We start from the raw sequence: 17,270 nt of genomic DNA on the forward strand, positions 1-17,270 counted from the left end.
GGCGCATGACTCGGTCATGCGCCCCCGCACCGAACGGCATGCCGATCAGTGAATATCGCGCCAGTACTCGCGCTTGAGCAGGTAGGCGATGACGCCGAAGATGAAGATGAAGATCAGCACCTTCGGAGCCAGGGCCTGGGCCTGGAGCTTGGAGGGCTCGCCCACATAGGCGAGGAAGTTGGTCAGGTCATAGACCGCTTCCTCGAACTCCTCGGGCTCCATGGCCCCGGGACGAGTCACCTGCAGCACCTCACAGGACTGGTACTTGCCGGTCAGCGGATCGAGCTCGGCATGGCCGTGGGGACGATCGCTCTCGGCACAGACCATCTCCTGGACCCCCTGCAGCGGTTCCAGCACATTGGGCATGGCCACCAGCTCGAAGACCGCGTTGTTCACCCCGGTGGGGCGACTCGGGTCCTTGTAGAAGCTGAGCAGGTAGGAGTAGATCCAGTCGGTGCCGCGCAGGCGCGCCTCCAGGGTCAGGTCCGGCGCCGCGGAGCCGAACCAGGTCTCGGCATCCTCGGGGACCATGGCGTTATGCATCTGGTCGTTGAAGGCCAGGTCGGAGGAGAAGATCAGGTTCTCCTCGACCAGGTCCTGGGGCATGCCCAGGTCCTCGGCGGCGCGGGCGAAGCGCTGATGCTCCAGGCTGTGACAGCCCATGCAGTAGTTGGTGAACAGCTGCATGCCCCGCTGCAGGGAGGGCCGATCCTGGAGGTCGGGGGTCATCGAATAGGGCACGTCGGCGCCCCCCGCCGCCAGTGCCGTAAAGGGCACCAGCGCGAACAGCAGTGCGAAGAGTTGCTTTTTCATTAGCCAGTCACCCTCTCCGGAACGGGTTTGGTCTTCTCCAGCTTGGTGTAAAGCGGCATCAGCAGGAAGAAGGCAAAGTAGATCGCGGTACACACCTGGGACACCAGGGTACGCACCGGGGTCGCCGGCAGCACGCCGAGCACGCCGAGGATCACGAAGCTGATGGCGAACAGCACCAGCATCACCTTGGAGATCCAGCCCTTGTAGCGCATGGAGCGCACCGGGCTACGGTCGAGCCAGGGCAGCACGAAGAGGATCGCGATCGCGCCCCCCATGACCACCACGCCGAGGAACTTGGCATCCAGGCCGAACAGCGAGAAGGTAATGGCGCGCAGCATGGCGTAGAAGGGCGTGAAGTACCATACCGGGGCGATATGATCCGGCGTCTTCAGCGGGTTGGCCGGCTCGAAGTTGGGCTTCTCGATAAAGTAGCCGCCGCCCTCGGGGAAGTAGAAGATCACCATGCAGAAGACGAACAGGAAGACCGCCACGCCCACCAGGTCCTTGACGGTGTAGTAAGGGTGGAAGGGAATGCCGTCCAGCGGCTTGCCGGTCTCGTCCTTCTTTTCCTTGATATCGATGCCGTCGGGGTTGTTGGAACCCACCTCGTGCAGGGCGATCAGGTGCAGCACCACCAGCGCCAGGATCACGATGGGCAGGGCCACCACATGCAGGGCGAAGAAACGGTTCAGGGTAATGCCGGAGATCAGGAAGTCACCGCGCACCCACTGGGCCAGGTCGGGGCCGATCGCCGGAATCGCCGAGAACAGCGAGATGATCACCTGGGCGCCCCAGTAGGACATCTGCCCCCAGGGCAGCAGGTAACCCATGAAGGCTTCCGCCATCAGCAGCAGGTAGATGGTCATGCCGAAGATCCACACCAGCTCGCGGGGCGCCCGGTAGGAGCCGTAGAGCAGGCCACGGAACATATGCAGATAGACCACCACGAAGAAGGCCGAGGCCCCGGTGGAGTGCATATAGCGGATCAACCACCCCCACTCCACGTCGCGCATGATGTACTCGACGGAGGCGAAGGCCCCCTCGGCGGAGGGGTTGAAGCTCATGGTCAGCCAGACGCCGGTGAGGATCTGGTTGACCAGCACCAGCAGCGCCAGGGAACCGAAGAAGTACCAGAAGTTGAAGTTCTTCGGGGCGTAGTACTTGGAGAGGTGCTCCTGCCACATCTGGGTGGCCGGGAAGCGGTCATCGATCCAGCGCATGATGCCGCTGTCGGCCTTGACGCGATTCGGGTTACCCATCAGGCGGCCTCCTCATCTTCACCGATCACGACGATCTCGTCGCTATCGAAACGGTAGGGGGGCACCTCGAGGTTGATGGGTGCCGGCACATTGGCGAAGACCCGACCCGCCAGGTCGAAACGCGAGCCGTGGCAGGGGCAGAAGTAGCCGCCCGGCCAGCTATCGCCACCCAGGTCGGCGGCGCCGGGCTCGGGCCGGAAGGTCGGAGAGCAGCCCAGGTGGGTACAGATGCCCACCAGCACGCCGATCTCGGGACGCAGTGAACGCAGCTGCCCGCTGACATAGGCCGGCTGCTGCGGCACCGTCGACTCCGGATCGGAAAGGCGCGAGGGGTCGATGCCCTGGGTACGCTCGATCATCTCCGCGGTGCGATGCACGATCCATACCGGCTTACCCCGCCATTCGACGGTCATCTGCTGTCCCGGTTCGAGCTTGGAGATATCCGCACTCACCGGGGCACCCGCCGCCCTTGCCCTGGCACTGGGCTGCCAGGAAGCCACAAAGGGAACCGCAACCCCGACGGCGCCCACCGCACCCACTACGGTGGTGGCACCAACGAGGAAACGGCGCCGCCCTTTGTTTACGCCGTTATCTGCCATCTTCAGGTTTCTCCCATCAACTACCCGTTGTCGTTTCGCGGAACCGCGATCCGCAGCCACGGATACAAATGCGCACTATGGTAAAAAAATGCCTGCCGGAACACAAGATTAAGCAGACTCTGACCTAAGTGGCAGATGTATATAAGTTATTGTTTAGAAGACAAAAAAAACGCCCAGACCCACGAGGGTCTGAGCGCTTTCCGACAGTCTCGAAGCGAGATTAACGCTTGGAGAACTGCGGGCGACGACGCGCCTTGCGCAGGCCGACCTTCTTACGCTCGACCTGACGCGCATCGCGGGTCACGTAGCCGGCGGCACGCAGCGGGCTGCGGAACTCTTCGTTGTACTCGATCAGGGCGCGGGTGATGCCGTGACGAATGGCGCCCGCCTGAGCGGAACCACCGCCACCCTGAACGGTGACGTAGATGTCGAACTGGCCGGTGGTCTCGGTCAGTTCCAGGGGCTGACGCACCACCATACGACCGGTAACGCGGCCGAAATACTGGTCCAGATCACGATTGTTGACGGTGATCTTGCCGGTGCCCGGCTTGACGAAGACGCGCGCGGTAGAGGTCTTGCGGCGCCCGGTACCATAATACTGCTGTGACATGGCGAATTATCCCTCAGATGTTCAGTTCTTGCGGCTGCTGAGCGGCATGCGGATGCTCGGCACCGGCATAGACCTTGAGCTTGGTGTACATGGCGCGACCCAGCGGACCCTTGGGCAGCATACCCTTGACGGCCTTCTCGATGATGCGCTCGGGAGCGTGATCGATCAGCTTCTCGAAGCTCATGGAGCGCAGACCACCCGGGTAACCGGTGTGACGGTAGTAGGTCTTGTCCTGGGCCTTGTTGCCGGTCACCTTCACCTTCTCGGCGTTGATCACGACGATATAATCGCCGGTGTCGACGTGGGGGGTGTACTCGGGCTTGTGCTTGCCACGCAGGCGGCGAGCGATTTCGGTCGCCAGACGACCGAGCGTCTTGTCCGCGGCGTCGACGACATACCAGTCGCGCTGGACGGACTGCGGCTTAGCAGTAAACGTCTTCATGGATGAATCACCAAAAGTCGAAATTTGGGTCTTGCGGGCCGGGCCCACGCGACCATCCCTATTTTTCTTGGTTGCCAGGGCCTAAGCCATGGCAACGTTCGAGCGAGGGCGCATTCTACACGACCCGCCCCCACCGGGGCAATCACCCGCCCGCACAAGCGGGAGGCCAGCCGGGTCAGGGCTTATGGGGCAGCGCCAGATACTCGTGGGACTGCATCTCCTGGAGCCGCGACAGGGTGCGATCGAACTCGAAGGAGAGGCTGCCCTCGGTATAGAGCCGCTCCGCCGGCACCTCCGCCGACATCAACAGCTTGACGCCGCGGTCATAGAATTCGTCGACCATATTGATAAAGCGCCGCGCCTGGTCGTCGGTGCCCCGCCCCATCTGGGTCACGCTGGAGACCAGCACCGTATGATATTCCCGGGCCAACTCAATATAGTCGTTCTGGCTGCGCGGCCCATCGCAGAGCTCGCGGAACTCGAACCACACCACATCGTCATGGCATCGGCGCGCCTTGAGTACCCGGCGATTGATCTCGATGGGCACCTCGGCCTCCCCCTCCTGGCCGGCGATCTCGCGGAAGCTGCGGGAAAGCTCCGCCTCGGCGGCGGCATCCAGGGGCGAGTGGAAGATCTCCGCCCGCTCCAGGGCCCGCAACCGGTAGTCGATGCCCGAGTCGACGTTGACCACCTCGCAGTGGCGCTCCAGCAGGTCGATGGCCGGCAGGAAGCGGGCCCGCTGCAGGCCATCCTTGTAGAGTTCCGAGGGCACGATATTCGAGGTAGTGACCAGCACCACCCCCCGCTCGAAGAGCGCCTCGAGCAGATTGGCGAGGATCATCGCATCGGTGATGTCCTTGACGAAGAACTCGTCGAAGCAGATCACCCGCGCCTCGGCGGCAAACTTGGCGGCGATCAGGGTCAGGGGATTCTTCTCGCCCTTGTAGTGCTCCAGCTCGTTGTGCACCCGCTGCATGAAACGGTGGAAATGGGTGCGCATCTTCTCCGGGAAGGGCAGCGACTCATAGAAGGTATCCACCAGGTAGGTCTTGCCGCGACCGACGCCGCCCCAGAAGTAGAGGCCCATGATCGCCGGGGGACGGGGGGCCTCGCCGCCTTTCTTCTTGCCGAACAGGCCGGCCACCCGCGACTTCAGGCCCTTGCCGGGCACGCCCACCTTGGCCGGCGCCGGCCGCTTAACCAGGTCGTCGTAGAGTCGCTGCAGATGGGCCACCGCCTGCTCCTGGGCGGCGTCATACTGGAAGCCGTCGCGCTCCAGGTCGGCACGGTAGCGGGCCATGGGGCCCGCGGCGGCGGGGGCAGTGGAAGTCATTGTCGCGCACATCAGCGTCTTGGCTACCTCGGACTCGGGGCTTCGGGGCGCTATTATACGCAGGCGCTGACGGATTCCCATGCGTCGGCGGTCGCATTGACCCGGCCCTCGGAGTCCCTCGTATAATGGTGTGGGCGAGATGCCAACCGCCAGGAGCCGCCTGGCTGATAAAGAATTTCAAGGGGAACACCGTGTACGAGAGCAATATCGACTGGATCCTGGCCATCGCCAGCGGCCTTGCCGGCATCGGCATCGGCGCCCTCGGCTACCATCTGCTCAACGCCAACGTGGCCCGCAATCAGAAGGTGCGCCAGCGCCTGGCTGAAACCGAGCTGGAGCTGACTCAGGTCAAGGACTCGCTGAACGATCACTTCTCCCGGGCCGCCGACCTGCTGCAGGGCATTCAGCGCCAGAGCCAGGAGCTGCAGCAGCAGTTGGCCCAGAGCGCTGAGCGCTTCTGCGACGACGATCATCTCAAGCGTCGCCTGCATGCCAGCGACGCCGCCGAGCTCGCCACCGAAGGCGAGACCGAGGGCAGCGCCCCGCCCCGGGACTATGCCGACGGCACCCATGGCACGCTTTCCGAGGATTTCGGGCTGCGCCGCAGCCCCGAAGAGGCCGAAACGGCCTCCGCCACGACCCAGCCGCCGCGCTACTAGATACGCTCATCGGACATGGGTGCCTCGGCACCCTTTCCGAGCGTTTCCCGGCAGACTGCGCCGCAGCCCCGAGGAAGCCGAAACGGCCTCCGCCACGGCCCAGCCGCCGCGCTACTGAATCAGCCGCAATAAACACACACCAAACGCATGGGGCCAGGCAATATGCCTGGCCCCATGCGTTTGGGCCCTACCCTGGGTGCCTCTCAGGCAGGATTATCGATATCCACGAAGCGATGCTCGATAGCGAAGCGCTCGGCCAGCCAGTCGCCCAATGCCTGGACCCCATAGCGCTCGGTGGCATGGTGACCCGCCGCCAGGTAGCTGATGCCCAGCTCCCGGGCCAGATGGGTGGTGCGCTCGGAGATCTCCCCGGAGATAAAGGCCTGGGCACCGGCCTCGTGGGCCAGGGTGATCATGTCCTGGGCGCCGCCGGTGCACCAGGCGATGCGCTCGAGAGGGCCCTCATGCCCCGAGACCAGCAGCGGCTCGCGGCCCAGGCGCTCGGCGATCCGCGCGGCAAGGGCCGTATCGTCCAGGGACAGATCGGGCTCGCCCAGCCATACCAGCCCCTCCCCCAATTCGCCATCGGCGCAGCCGCTGGCACGCAGCCCCAGGCGCTCGCCGAGCCGAGCGTTGTTGCCCAGGGTGATATGGGCATCCAGCGGCAGGTGATAGGCCAGCAGGCTGATATCGTGACCCAGCAACGTCTTGAGCCGTCGTTGCTTGATGCCGGTGATCGGCACCGGTTCGTTCTTCCAGAAGTAGCCGTGGTGCACCAGCAGCAGATCGGCGTCCCAGGCCACCGCCTCGTCGAGCAGGGCCTGGCAAGCAGTGACTCCGCTCATTATCCGGGTCACCCGCTCCCGGCCCGCCACCTGCAAGCCATTGACGGTATAGTCCCTGAAGCCCTCGGCCCGAAGCTCGGCCTGGCAGGCCGCCACCAGCTCGTCGCGTCTGATCATTCCTGCTCCTCGATTGGGGCGATGTTACACTATCGGCCATTGTAACCACTGTGGCGGAGGCCCCGCCACGCCAGACCGGGAGCCCCGCATGGGTCGCAAGCTGATCTCCTGGCTATGGCCGGCCCTGGCGGGCCTGGTCATCGCCGCCCTCCTGCTACTGCTCTTTCCTCAACTGGGCGGGCGCGACCCGGCGCCGACCCCGGAACCCGACGCCCTCCCCGTCGCCAGCGAGGAGGCCCGACCCGCCTCCCGCCCCTCACCGGAGATCGAGCAGGCCCCGCCCCTGAACCGCGGCCAGGGGCCGGTCAGCTACGCCGAGGCGGTGGAGCGCGCCGCCCCGGCGGTGGTCAATATCTACTCGTCGCGGATCGTCGAGCGCGACGAGCACCCGCTGATGTCCGACCCCTTCTTCCGCCAGTTCTACGGCGACGACCTGCCCAGCCGGCAACGCATGCTCTCCAGCCTGGGCTCCGGCGTCATCGTCAGCCGCGACGGCTATGTGCTGACCAACCACCATGTGATCGGCGGCGCCGACCAGATCCAGGTGGCCCTGCGGGATGGTCGTGAGACCCTGGCCGAAGTCATCGGCACCGACCCGGAGAGCGACCTGGCGGTACTGCGCATCGAGCTGGACGAGCTGCCGGTGATCGCCCTCTCGGACTCCAGCCGGGTGGCGGTGGGCGACGTGGCCCTGGCCATCGGCAACCCCTTCGGGGTCGGCCAGACGGTGACCATGGGGATCATCAGCGCCACCGGTCGCAGCCACCTGGGCCTCAACGCCTATGAGGACTTTATCCAGACCGATGCGGCCATCAACCCGGGCAACTCCGGCGGCGCCCTGATCGACCCGGAGGGCGCCCTGGTGGGCATCAATACCGCCATCTTCTCCCGCTCCGGCGGCTCCCAGGGCATCGGCTTCGCGATTCCCGCCAACCTGGCCCGCAATATCCTCGAGGAGCTGGTCACTCAGGGCCGGGTGATCCGCGGCTGGCTGGGCATCGAGGCCCAGGAGATGACCCCGGAGCTGGCCCTCTCCTTCGGCCTGCAGACGCCCCGCGGCGTGGTGATCGCCGGGGTCATGGCCGACGGCCCCGCGGACCGCGCCGGCCTGCGCCCCGGCGACGTGTTGCTGGAGGTGGACGGACGCCCCATCCTCGACGCCCGGGTGGCGATGAGCGATATCGCCGCCATCGCCCCCGGCGCCGAGCTACCGCTGACGGTGATTCGCGGCGGCCAGCCCCTGGAACTGGTGCTGGAGGTGGGCGAGCGCCCGACGCCGTCCACCCCTAATGGCCCAGAGCAACGCCCCTAACTCCCGCGACCAGCGCCTGGAGCCGGCTCTCGACAGCGGCGAGCACCCGCCCCCGGAGCCGCGCCAGCGCTGATTCGCCTCTCCCTGAACGACAAGGGCCCCGCCTAGGCGGGGCCCTTGTCGTTGTTGGCATCGTCGTCGATACCCACCCGACCGACTCACGACTTGATGCGATATTCCGCCGAACGGGCATGCGCGGTCAGGGACTCGCCCCGGGCCAGGATCGAGGCGGTGGGCCCCAGGCTGGAGGCCCCGACCTCGGAACAGTGGATGATCGAGGAGCGCTTCTGGAAGTCGTAGACCCCCAGCGGCGAGGAGAAACGCGCGGTACCGGAGGTGGGCAGCACATGATTGGGGCCGGCGCAGTAGTCACCCAGGGCCTCGGCGGTATGACGCCCCATGAAGATGGCCCCGGCATGGCGCACCCGGGGCAGCCAGGCGTCCGGGTCGGCCACCGAGAGCTCCAGGTGCTCGGCGGCGATGCGATTGATCAGCTCCACCGCCTCGGTCTCGTCCCGGCAATGGATCAGGGCACCACGCTGGGCCAGGGACTCCCGGGCGATGGCCTCCCGCTCCAGGCTCGGCAGCAGCCGTGCCATGGCCTCGGCCACCGCCTCCAGGTGCTCGGCGTCCCAACTGACGAAGATCGACTGGGCATCCTCGTCGTGCTCGGCCTGGGAGAAGAGGTCCATGGCCAGCCACTCCGGGTCGGTGCCGCCATCGGAGAGCACCAGGATCTCCGAGGGGCCGGCGATCATGTCGATCCCCACCTGGCCGAAGACCGCCCGTTTGGCGGTGGCCACATAGATATTACCGGGACCGACGATCTTGTCGACCCGCGGCACCGTCTCGGTGCCGTAGGCCAGGGCCGCCACCGCCTGGGCACCGCCGAGGGTGAAGACCCGATCGACGCCGGCCAGGTGAGCGGCGGCCAGTACCAGCTCGTTGAGCACCCCGTCCGGGGTCGGCACCACCATGATGATCTCCTTGACCCCGGCCACATGAGCGGGGATGGCATTCATCAGCACCGAGGAGGGATAGGCCGCCTTGCCGCCGGGCACATAGATGCCGGCACGATCCAGGGGCGTGACCTGCTGGCCCAGCACGCTGCCGTCGGCCTCGGTGTACTGCCAGGACTCGGGCTTCTGGCGCTCGTGGTAGACCCGCACCCGCTCGGCGGCGACGCGCAGGGCCTCGCGCTGGACCTCCGGCAGGCCGTCGAAGGCCTGACGCAGCCGTTCGGGCGTCAGGGTAAGTTCGTCCATGCCGTTGACCGAGAGGCGGTCGAAGCGATTGGAGAGCTCCACCAGGGCCGCATCGCCCCGGGCGCGCACGTCGGCAATGATCGCCTCGACCCGATGCTGCACCTCGGCATCGGAGACGCCTTCCCAGGCCAGCAGGCCGTCGAGGCGCGCGGTGAAGTCGGAGTCACGGGTGGAGAGTCGGGCGATATCGAGTGCGGTCATGGTTCTCTCTTGTCAGGGTCGACACGGGGCCTCCAGCATGCCGCCATCGATGATGGCGGGCAATCCCGAAGGCCCCATGGGCAGGGCTAGCGCGGTTAGCTACCGATTCCCATTGGACGTAGGGGCGCTGGCGCGATCAGGCCTCGGCGACCTGGCGACGCGCCGCCACGGCGGCCTCGAGGCGTTCCAGCAACGGCTTGAGGCGCTCGTGTTTCATGGTCATGGCGGCCTTGTTGACCACCAGCCGGGTGCTGATCTCGGCGATCAGCTCGCGGGGCTCCATGCCATTGGCACGCAGGGTATTGCCGGTATCGACGATATCGACGATCTCGTCGGCCAGGTTCATCAGCGGCGCCAGCTCCATGGCCCCGTAGAGCTTGATCACCTCGGCCTGGATGCCCTGCTCGGCGTAGTAGCGTCGCGCCACCTTGACGAACTTGGTGGCCACCCGGCGCCGGGCGTGGCTCGGCTCGGCGCCCTTGACCCCGGCGGTCATCAGCTTGCACTTGGCGATCTCCAGGTCGAGGGGCTCGTAGAGGCCCTCGACACCGTGCTCCAGCAGCACATCCTTGCCGGCCACGCCGAGATCGGCGGCACCCAACTGCACATAGGTGGGCACGTCGGTGGCGCGAATCACCACCAGCTTCACATCGGGCAGGTTGGTATCGAAGAGCAGCTTGCGGCTCTTGCCCAGGTCCTCGGCGGGCTCGATGCCGGCATCGGCCAGCAACGGCAGGGTCTCGTCGAGGATGCGGCCCTTGGAGAGGGCCAGGATCAGTTGTTTAGACATAAGAGGCTTCACAGGTCCATGGAATCAGGGCCGCCAGGCGCCTAGCCCGGTACACGGCGGATCTTGGCACCGAGCAGCTGCAGCTTCTCCTCGATGCACTCATAGCCCCGATCGATATGATAGATGCGGTCCACCAGGGTCTCGCCCTCCGCCATCATCGCCGCCACCACCAGGGAGGCGGAAGCGCGTAGGTCGGTGGCCATCACCGGTGCACCGGAGAGTCGCTCGACGCCGGTGACCACGGCGGTATTGCCCTCCAGGGCAATATTGGCGCCCATGCGGTTGAGCTCCTGGACGTGCATGAAACGATTCTCGAAGATGGTCTCCACCACGCGTCCGGTGCCCTCGGCCAGCGCATTCATGGCCACGAACTGGGCCTGCATATCGGTGGGAAAGGCCGGGTAAGGCGCGGTACGCAGATTCACCGCCCGGGGACGACGCCCCTGCATGTCCGCCTCGATCCAGTCCTCGCCGGTAGTGACCTTGGCACCGGCCTCCTCCAGCTTGGCCAGCACCGCCTCCAGCACATCGGCCCGGGTGCGACGCACCTTGACCCGCCCGCGGGTCATGGCGGCGGCTACCAGGAAGGTGCCGGTTTCGATACGATCCGGCATCACGTCGTGATAGCAGCCATGCAACCGCTCCACCCCCTCGATGGTGATGGTGTCGCTGCCCTGGCCGGAGATCTTCGCGCCCATGCCGATCAGGCACTCGGCCAGATCCACCACCTCGGGTTCCCGGGCGGCGTTCTCCAGCACCGTGGTGCCTTCCGCCAGGGTGGCGGCCATCAGCAGGTTCTCGGTGCCGGTCACGGTGACGGTATCGAAGAAGATGGTCGCCCCCTTGAGACGACCCTCGACCCGGGCGCGGATATAGCCGCCCTCGACGCGAATGTCCGCCCCCATGGCCTCCAGGCCACGGATATGCAGGTCCACCGGCCGCGAGCCGATGGCGCAGCCCCCCGGCAGGGAGACGTCGGCATGGCCGAAGTGGGCGAGCAGCGGCCCCAGCACCAGGATGGAGGCACGCATCTTCTTGACCAGCTCGTAGGGGGCATGGCAATCCCGTACCTGGGCACCATCGAGCTGGATGGTCATCTTCTCGCCCATCACCGGCTCGACACCCATGCGCCCGAGCAGCTCCAGGGTGGTGGTGATGTCCTGCAGATGAGGCAGGTTACCGATGGTCACGGGCCCCTCGGAGAGCAGGGTCGCACAGAGGATCGGCAGGGCCGAGTTCTTGGCGCCGCTGGCCCAGACTTCGCCGTCCAGGGCGCCATTGCCGGTAATGATCAACTTGTCCATGCGGCGGCTCAGGCTCCGGTGTTTTCCGGGGCCCCTTGCCACTGGGCCGGGGTATAGGTCTTGATGCTCACGGCGTGCAGGGCGCCACTGGCGATCTCCTCGGCGAGGGCACCATAGATCAGCTGCTGACGCTTCACCGGCGAGAGCCCCTCGAAGACGTCCCCTACGGCGATCACCTGGAAGTTGCAGCCTTCGCCCTGGATATGGAAGTCACAGCCCTCGATCTGGGCCTCGAGCCGCGCCTTGACATCACTGGGTTGCATGGGCGTAAGCCTCCTTGAGTGGGTAGCAGGCGCCCTCGGCGGGCGCAGCGGGAATCGTGGAGGCCCATGGTAATCAAAAGCGCCGCCGATGGCGATGGCGGCGCGCGGCGACAACCGGCCGGCGCGCCGTCTCCGGGGCGCGACAGGCGCCGCTCAGGAGGTCGCGGCCCCCACGCCGGGCAGCAGGGCATCGAGGTCCGCCAAACGGGTCAGCCGGGCCAGGGGGGCCGAGAGCGCCACCTCGGTCACCTCGGCGCCGACGCCGCGGCTGTCGCGCAGCCACTGCAGCAGCATGCTCAGGGCCGCGCTGCTGACCCGGTCGACGCCGCCGAGATCGATCACCACCCGGCTGCCGGGGGGCAGGTCGGCGAGCCAGTCGCTACCGGCGGCGGCCAGGGAAGCGGCGACCTCGAAATCCACGTCCCCGTCCACCCGCAGACGATTCCCCTCGACCGAGAGGCGCACCCCCTGGGCCTCGAGCAGCAGCGTCATGCACCGCCCTCTTCCAGAGCCTCGGCGCCCACCTCCGGTGCCCAGGTATCGATCACGGCGTCGTAGTCGCGTCCCTGGTCGCGCATCGCCTGATCGAACTGATTGCGGAAGGTCAGGCCCAGGTTGATGCCGTTGACGATCACATTGACCACCTTCCACTGGCCATCGCTCAGGCGCAGGGAGTAGCTGACCGGATAGACCTGACCGTCGCCGGCCACCACTTCCATCTCGACGCTGGCCTGGTCCGGCTGGCGGGAGGGACGCTGGTTGTCCAGCACCCGCAGCTCGCGATAATCGAAGGTCACCAGGCCCTTGACGTAGGTGTCGATCAGGGTCTGGCGGAAGGTGGTGGCGAAGCGCGCCCGCTGCTGGGGGGTGGCATTCTGGAAGTAACGCCCCATCACGCTGGCGCCGATATAACGGAAGTCGGCGATCTCCTCGAGGCTCTCGTCCACCAGGGACTCCAGCTCGTCGAGGTTGTCGGCGAAGTAGTCGCGCCGTCCCTCGATCTGACCCATCAGCTCATCGATGCTGTCGCGGATCAGTCGCTCGGGGGAATCGCTGGACTGGGCCAGGGCCGGCAGCGCCAGCATCAGGCACAGCAGCACCAGCCAGGGACGCAGCAGGGTCGGGGTAAGGGTATTCATGGGGCCATCCTTTTTTCTCTGGGGTGACTCAGTCACTGACCATATTCGACACGAACTGCTGGATCAGCTCTTCCAGCACCAGGGCCGACTGGGTATCGGTAAGGGTATCGCCATCGCCCAGGGTCTCGGGATCGCCCCCCGGCGAGAGGCCGACATACTGCTCGCCGAGCAGGCCGGCGGTGAGGATCGCCGCGGTGGTATCCCGGGACAGGCGCTCCTCCAGCTCGGCATCCAGCTCCAGGGTGACCCGGGCATCGTACCAGTCGGTATCCAGCTCGATGGCACTCACCCGCCCCACATTGACCCCAGCCATGGTCACCCGGGCACGGGGCTTGAGGCCGCCGACATTGGCGAAGTTGGCCTGCAGCGTGAAGGTATCCGCCGGCGTCGACAGACTCAGCCCGCTGACCCTCAGGCCCAGGAACACCAGCCCCAGGATACCGGCCAGCATAAACAGCCCGACCCCCAGCTCCATCGTCTTGCTACGTTTCATGCGCGCTCTCCGCCAACCATCACCCGACTACCCTGCATCGTCTTTCCCTCGCCGTCCGGCATCGACTCGCTCCATTGATTCACACGCCTCATGACAGGCCGCCGAACATCACCGCGGTCAGCACGAAGTCGAGCCCCAGCACCGCCAGGGAGGAGTAGACCACGGTGCGGGTGGTGGCCCGGGAGATCCCCTCCGAGGTGGGGATCAGGTCATAGCCCTGGAAGACCGCGATCCAGGTCACCACCACGGCGAACACCAGGCTCTTGAGCATGCCGTTCCCCACGTCGGCGATAAAATCGACGCTGGCCTGCATATTGCTCCAGTAGGAGCCCTCGAAGAGCCCCAGCCACTCGACCCCCACCAGGAAGCCCCCGTAGATCCCCACCACGCTGAAGCCCACGGTGAGCAGCGGCAGCGACACGAAGCCGGCCCAGAGGCGTGGCGCCACCACCCGCCGCAGGGGATCGACGCCGATCATCTCCATGCTGGTGAGCTGCTCGGTGGCCTTCATCAGGCCGATCTCGGCGGTCAGCGCCGAGCCGGCGCGCCCGGCGAACAGCAGCGCCGCCACCACCGGCGCCAGCTCCCGCAGCAGCGACAGGGCCACCATCTGGCCGAGCGCCTGCTCGGCACCGAAATCGATCAGGATGGTGTAGCCTTGCAGGGCCAGCACCATGCCGATAAAGAGCCCGGAGACCAGCACGATGGCCAGCGACAGCACCCCGACGAAATGCATCTGCCGCAACCAGAGATAGACGCCCTCCCGGGAGGGGCGCCCCAGGGCCGACTGGGCCAGGAAGAGGCCGGAACGCCCCAGGGCCTCGAGCAGGTCGCAGCCCCGGCGCCCAAGGGCGATAACGCGAGGAATCATCGCTGCGCCCCTGTATCGAGGATATCCCCGTAGAAATCCACCGCCGGGTAGTGGAAGGGCACCGGGCCGTCCGGTTCGCCATGCACGAACTGGCTGACCCGGGGGTCCTGCTCCACGTCGAGGCTGGCCGGCGTGCCCTCGGCCATCACCTGGCCGTCGGCGATCACATAGACATAGTCGGCGATGGAGAGGGTCTCCTTGATATCGTGGGAGACCACCACGGCGGTCAGCCCCAGGGCCTCGTTGAGGCGCTTGATCAGCTGCACCAGCACGCCCATGGAGATGGGGTCCTGGCCCACGAAGGGCTCGTCATAGAGGATCAGCTCCGGGTCCAGGGCGATGGCCCGGGCCAGGGCCACGCGACGCGCCATGCCCCCGGAGAGCTCCGCCGGCGTCAGATGGCGCGCCCCGCGCAACCCCACCGCCTGGAGCTTCATCAGCACCAGGTCGCGAATCATCGGCTCCGGCAGGTCGGTATGCACCCGCAGCGGGAAGGCCACGTTCTCGAAGACATCCAGGTCGGAGAACAGGGCCCCGCTCTGGAACAGCATGCCCATGCGCCGGCGCAGCCGGAACAGCGCCTTGCGGGAGAGCGCATGGACGTCCTGACCGGCGATGCACACCCGCCCCGCATCGGGCACCAACTGGGCGCCGATCAGCTTGAGCAGGGTGGTCTTGCCGGTGCCGCTGGGCCCCATGATGGCGGTGATCTTGCCACGGGGAATACGCATCGAGACCCCGCGGAAGATCTCCTTGTCACCGCGGGAGAAGTGGAGATCGTCCACCTCCACCAGAGGGGTATCCGTCATCGCTCCGGGTTTCCTTGGATAATTATCGAACATCGTATCCTAACCGGGCCCATTCCGACTACCCTCGGCGTCGCCTCCCTTGATTCGATGGTCGCCCACGCGTTTAATGGGCGCCCCGCCCGCCAAGGATATGCTTCGATGTTGATCGCCCTGCTCGCCGTGCTGCTCGGATTCGCCGGCCTGCTGTGGAGCGCCGACCGCTTCGTCGGGGCCGCCGCCGCCACGGCTTATCGGGCGGGCATGAGCCGGCTGCTGGTGGGCATGACCATCGTCGCCCTCGGCACCTCGGCGCCAGAGATGCTGGTCGCGATCATGGCCGCCCTGGATGGGCTCCCCGACCTGGCCACCGGCAACGCCCTGGGCTCGAATATCGCCAATATCGCCCTGGTGCTGGGCGCCACCGCCCTGGTGGCTCCCATCCCGGTGCGCTTCTCCCTGGTCCGCCGCGAGTTGCCGCTGCTGCTGGGCGCCACCGGCCTGGCCGGCTATGCCCTGGCGAACGGCATCCTTGGCCGCTTCGATGCGCTCTTCCTGCTGGCCCTGCTGGGCTTCAGCCTGTGGTGGCTATTCCGCGCCGACACCCCCGACGAGGCCTTCGAGGGGGAGATCCCGGCCATGCGCCTGCCGCCGGCCCTGGCCTGGTTGCTGGTGACCCTGGTGCTGATGGTGGTGAGCTCGCGCCTGCTGGTGTGGGGCGCCAGCCAGATCGCCGCCGGCTTCGGGGTCAGCGAACTGGTGATCGGCCTGACCCTGGTGGCCATCGGCACCAGCCTGCCGGAGCTGGCCGCCTGCATCATGAGCGCCCTGCGCCGTCATCACGACCTGGCCATCGGCAACGTCATCGGCTCCAATCTCTTCAATATGCTGGCGGTGCTGCCGATTCCCGGCTTATTGGCCCCGGGAGCCGTGGATGGCGCCGCCGGTAGCCGTGACTTCCCGGTGATGCTGACCCTGACCCTGGTGCTCGGCGCCTGGCTGCTATGGCAGCGCCATGGCCGGTTGGGGCGCCTGCCCGGCGCCCTGATGCTGATCGCCTATGCCGGCTACCTCGGCCTATTGGCCCTCGACCTCACTTGAGCTCAGACCCGCAACCGGCAACAATCCCCCCATGACACCGACACTCGATTTCGACTTTCGCGCCAGCGCCCGCCGCACCCTGCAGCTGGAACAGCAGGCGCTGGGCGCCCTGATTCCCCGCCTCAATGGCGACTTCGACCAGGCCTGCCGGCTGCTGCTGGCCTGCCGCGGCCGGGTGGTGGTCACCGGCATGGGCAAGTCCGGCCATATCGGCGGCAAGCTGGCCGCCACCCTGGCCAGCACCGGCACCCCGGCCTTCTTCGTGCATCCCGGCGAGGCGAGTCACGGCGACCTGGGCATGATCACCCGCGGCGACGTGGTGATCGCCCTCTCCAATTCCGGGGAGACCGGCGAGGTGACCGCCCTGCTGCCGCTGCTCAAGCGCCTGGGCACGCCACTGATCAGCCTCACCGGGCGCCCGGCCTCGACCCTGGCCCGCCACGCCGATGCCCACCTGGATACCGGCGTCGAGCGCGAGGCCTGCCCCCTGGACCTGGCCCCCACCGCCTCCACCACCGCCGCCCTGGCCATGGGCGATGCCCTGGCGGTGGCCCTGCTCGAGGCCCGCGGCTTCACCGCCGAAGAGTTTGCGCTGTCGCACCCCGGCGGCAGCCTGGGCCGCCGCCTGCTGCTCAAGGTCGGCGACCTGATGCACCAGGGCAAGCGCCTGCCGACGGTGCCGCTGGGCAGCCCGCTGCGCGACGCCCTGCTGGAGATCACCCGCCAGGGACTGGGCTTCACCTGCGTGGTGGACGAAGACGGCCGACTGAGCGGAGTCTATACCGACGGCGACCTGCGCCGCACCCTGGACCAGCACAACGATCTCAGCCAGCTCAAGGTGGACGACGTCATGACCCGCCCCGGCAAGCGCATCGGCCCCGAGGTACTGGCCGCCGAGGCGGTGCGCGTCATGGAAGACAACCGCATCACCGCCCTGGCGGTGGTGGACGACGCCGGCCGCCCGGTCGGCGCCCTGCATATGCACGATCTGCTGGCCAGCGGCGTGATCTAAGGAGCCTCCATGACCTTCGACTCCCCCTGCTCGACCCGACCCCGCTCGACCGCGCCC

At 66.8% G+C, this 17,270-nt stretch carries 20 protein-coding genes; 4 read left to right on the top strand and 16 right to left on the bottom strand.

Annotated elements, in window-relative coordinates:
* Nucleotides 1–45: 45 nt before the first annotated feature.
* The 6 genes from ACZ5EF_RS13240 to zapE form a co-directional block, all read right to left on the bottom strand.
* Entirely contained in the window at nt 46–813 is a 768-nt protein-coding gene (locus tag ACZ5EF_RS13240; RefSeq protein WP_346063440.1) for a cytochrome c1, read from the bottom strand.
* Nucleotides 813–2,072 (bottom strand): cytochrome b, encoded by a 1,260-nt coding sequence (locus tag ACZ5EF_RS13245; protein ID WP_346063439.1) that lies wholly within the window; start codon nt 2,070–2,072, stop codon nt 813–815. The genes ACZ5EF_RS13240 and ACZ5EF_RS13245 overlap by 1 nt, the downstream gene beginning before the upstream one ends.
* A complete protein-coding gene (gene petA, locus ACZ5EF_RS13250; RefSeq protein WP_146802307.1) occupies nt 2,072–2,671 on the bottom strand; it encodes a ubiquinol-cytochrome c reductase iron-sulfur subunit in 600 nt (199 codons plus the stop codon). Before petA ends, ACZ5EF_RS13245 begins: the two co-directional genes overlap by 1 nt.
* 220 nt (nt 2,672–2,891) lie before the next feature.
* Nucleotides 2,892–3,281: a 30S ribosomal protein S9 gene (gene rpsI, locus ACZ5EF_RS13255; protein ID WP_346063438.1), complete on the bottom strand. Its 390-nt coding sequence runs from the start codon at nt 3,279–3,281 to the stop codon at nt 2,892–2,894.
* Nucleotides 3,282–3,294: 13 nt separating this feature from the next.
* Nucleotides 3,295–3,723: a 50S ribosomal protein L13 gene (gene rplM, locus ACZ5EF_RS13260; protein ID WP_195860972.1), complete on the bottom strand. Its 429-nt coding sequence runs from the start codon at nt 3,721–3,723 to the stop codon at nt 3,295–3,297.
* Nucleotides 3,724–3,898: 175 nt separating this feature from the next.
* The gene (gene zapE / locus ACZ5EF_RS13265) at nt 3,899–5,056 is read right to left on the bottom strand and encodes a cell division protein ZapE (protein ID WP_346063437.1); all 1,158 of its coding nucleotides are present in this window, start codon (nt 5,054–5,056) and stop codon (nt 3,899–3,901) included.
* A 191-nt stretch (nt 5,057–5,247) separates the two neighbouring features.
* On the opposite strand from zapE, the gene ACZ5EF_RS13270 reads away from it, so the two are divergent.
* Entirely contained in the window at nt 5,248–5,715 is a 468-nt protein-coding gene (locus tag ACZ5EF_RS13270) for a Z-ring associated ZapG family protein (protein WP_346063436.1), read from the top strand.
* Between the two features lie 203 nt (nt 5,716–5,918).
* On the opposite strand, the gene ACZ5EF_RS13275 is transcribed toward ACZ5EF_RS13270, so the two are convergent.
* A complete protein-coding gene (locus ACZ5EF_RS13275) occupies nt 5,919–6,677 on the bottom strand; it encodes a Nif3-like dinuclear metal center hexameric protein (RefSeq protein WP_346063435.1) in 759 nt (252 codons plus the stop codon).
* An 88-nt stretch (nt 6,678–6,765) separates the two neighbouring features.
* Between ACZ5EF_RS13275 and ACZ5EF_RS13280 the strand changes: the two genes are divergently transcribed.
* Nucleotides 6,766–7,989: a Do family serine endopeptidase gene (locus ACZ5EF_RS13280; protein WP_346063434.1), complete on the top strand. Its 1,224-nt coding sequence runs from the start codon at nt 6,766–6,768 to the stop codon at nt 7,987–7,989.
* A gap of 158 nt (nt 7,990–8,147) precedes the next feature.
* On the opposite strand, the gene hisD is transcribed toward ACZ5EF_RS13280, so the two are convergent.
* The 9 genes from hisD to ACZ5EF_RS13325 form a co-directional block, all read right to left on the bottom strand.
* Nucleotides 8,148–9,455, bottom strand: a complete 1,308-nt coding sequence (gene hisD / locus ACZ5EF_RS13285; RefSeq protein ID WP_346063433.1) for a histidinol dehydrogenase — start codon at nt 9,453–9,455, stop codon at nt 8,148–8,150.
* Between the two features lie 136 nt (nt 9,456–9,591).
* Complete coding sequence (gene hisG / locus ACZ5EF_RS13290; RefSeq protein ID WP_346063432.1) at nt 9,592–10,245, bottom strand: ATP phosphoribosyltransferase; 654 nt, start codon at nt 10,243–10,245, stop codon at nt 9,592–9,594.
* A gap of 41 nt (nt 10,246–10,286) precedes the next feature.
* Complete coding sequence (gene murA / locus ACZ5EF_RS13295; RefSeq protein ID WP_346063431.1) at nt 10,287–11,549, bottom strand: UDP-N-acetylglucosamine 1-carboxyvinyltransferase; 1,263 nt, start codon at nt 11,547–11,549, stop codon at nt 10,287–10,289.
* A gap of 8 nt (nt 11,550–11,557) precedes the next feature.
* Complete coding sequence (locus ACZ5EF_RS13300) at nt 11,558–11,812, bottom strand: BolA family protein (RefSeq protein ID WP_346063430.1); 255 nt, start codon at nt 11,810–11,812, stop codon at nt 11,558–11,560.
* Nucleotides 11,813–11,965: 153 nt separating this feature from the next.
* Complete coding sequence (locus ACZ5EF_RS13305) at nt 11,966–12,304, bottom strand: STAS domain-containing protein (protein ID WP_346063429.1); 339 nt, start codon at nt 12,302–12,304, stop codon at nt 11,966–11,968.
* Nucleotides 12,301–12,951: an MlaC/ttg2D family ABC transporter substrate-binding protein gene (locus tag ACZ5EF_RS13310; protein ID WP_346063428.1), complete on the bottom strand. Its 651-nt coding sequence runs from the start codon at nt 12,949–12,951 to the stop codon at nt 12,301–12,303. Before ACZ5EF_RS13310 ends, ACZ5EF_RS13305 begins: the two co-directional genes overlap by 4 nt.
* 28 nt (nt 12,952–12,979) lie before the next feature.
* Nucleotides 12,980–13,444, bottom strand: coding sequence for an outer membrane lipid asymmetry maintenance protein MlaD (gene mlaD, locus ACZ5EF_RS13315; protein WP_346063427.1), 465 nt, complete (start codon nt 13,442–13,444; stop codon nt 12,980–12,982).
* Between the two features lie 88 nt (nt 13,445–13,532).
* Nucleotides 13,533–14,315, bottom strand: a complete 783-nt coding sequence (gene mlaE / locus ACZ5EF_RS13320; RefSeq protein ID WP_346063426.1) for a lipid asymmetry maintenance ABC transporter permease subunit MlaE — start codon at nt 14,313–14,315, stop codon at nt 13,533–13,535.
* Entirely contained in the window at nt 14,312–15,124 is an 813-nt protein-coding gene (locus ACZ5EF_RS13325) for an ABC transporter ATP-binding protein (protein ID WP_346063425.1), read from the bottom strand. Before ACZ5EF_RS13325 ends, mlaE begins: the two co-directional genes overlap by 4 nt.
* A gap of 138 nt (nt 15,125–15,262) precedes the next feature.
* Between ACZ5EF_RS13325 and ACZ5EF_RS13330 the strand changes: the two genes are divergently transcribed.
* Nucleotides 15,263–16,201, top strand: coding sequence for a calcium/sodium antiporter (locus ACZ5EF_RS13330; RefSeq protein ID WP_346063424.1), 939 nt, complete (start codon nt 15,263–15,265; stop codon nt 16,199–16,201).
* 31 nt (nt 16,202–16,232) lie between these two features.
* Entirely contained in the window at nt 16,233–17,213 is a 981-nt protein-coding gene (locus tag ACZ5EF_RS13335) for a KpsF/GutQ family sugar-phosphate isomerase (RefSeq protein ID WP_346063423.1), read from the top strand.
* Nucleotides 17,214–17,270 lie beyond the last annotated feature (57 nt).

The organism is Bisbaumannia salifodinae, assembly GCF_055388505.1.